The sequence below is a fragment of the Marinococcus sp. LNSP9103-4 genome (genome assembly GCF_056034345.1).
Genome location: NZ_JBQLIA010000060.1, coordinates 1 through 1,064, shown reverse-complemented (window position 1 = coordinate 1,064; position 1,064 = coordinate 1). Strand labels below are relative to the sequence as shown.

Below are 1,064 nucleotides of genomic sequence, written 5' to 3'. Positions count from 1 at the left end.
CGCCGATTGTAAAATTAAGCTAGACAACGAAAAAAATCACTCGTGATACACTCAAGATGAATTTCCGACCAAAGAAATCATAGGAGTGATCACGAATGACCTACACCCATCTTAGCACGAATGAAGTTGTCCTCATAGAAGCATATAACCAGAATGAGTTCTCGGTTTCCTGGATCGCCAGGCAGCTCGGGCGTGCCCGTCAAACGATCCACAACGTCGTGAGCTACTTACGGGAAGGGCATCGGGCCCTTGATTATGTTCAGCGGTATCAAGCCAATAAACAGCGGTGTGGTCGAAGACCGACGGTCTTAACGCCCACCGATCAGGCCTATGTCACCGAGAAAATCCAGGAAGGATGGACCCCTGATGTCATCGCCGGACGCCGGGAGCGTCCGCTTCCCTGTTCCGGACGCACCCTGTACCGGATGTTTGAGCGATGGATGCTGGATCGAAGCACCCTGCCGATGAAAGGAAAGCGGAAACCAAACGGGCATCAGGAACGCCGGGGAAAGCAGGCGTTTCGGCGGACCCTTACGGACAGGGACCGGGAGTACCCGGCCTTTCGACAGGAATTCGGGCACCTGGAAGGAGACACCATTGTTGGCCGTCACCATCAAAGTGCTGTGATCACTCTGGTGGAGCGTTTATCGAAAGTGATCGTTACCCTTCAACCAGCCGGCCGTAAGGCCAGCGATATTGAAACCACGCTGCACCGGTGGTGCAGCCGTTTTCCGAAACACCTATTCAAATCCATCACTTTTGACTGCGGCAAGGAGTTTTCCAACTGGCAGTCGATCAGCAACAGGCACGACCTTGCCATTTATTTTGCGGATCCAGGAACGCCTTCCCAACGCGGATTAAATGAACATTCAAATGGCCTCCTTCGAAAGGATGGCCTGCCTAAGCACATGGATTTTCAGGAGGTGGACCAGTCGTATGTTTCCGCTGTGGCCTCCCGAAGAAATCACATCCCAAGAAAGTCGTTAGACTATTGCACCCCGTTGGAAGTATTCATGAGGTATATGGAGAATGATATGGTGTCTAACTTAATTTGACGATTTAAA

The 1,064-nt window shown here is 51.5% G+C and carries 1 protein-coding gene; it reads left to right on the top strand.

Features of this window, described 5'->3' with window-relative positions; translation table 11 throughout:
• Positions 1 to 95 precede the first annotated feature (95 nt).
• A complete protein-coding gene (locus ACTRXG_RS16855; RefSeq protein ID WP_474286073.1) occupies positions 96 to 1,055 on the top strand; it encodes an IS30 family transposase in 960 nt (319 codons plus the stop codon).
• Positions 1,056 to 1,064: the final 9 nt, after the last annotated feature.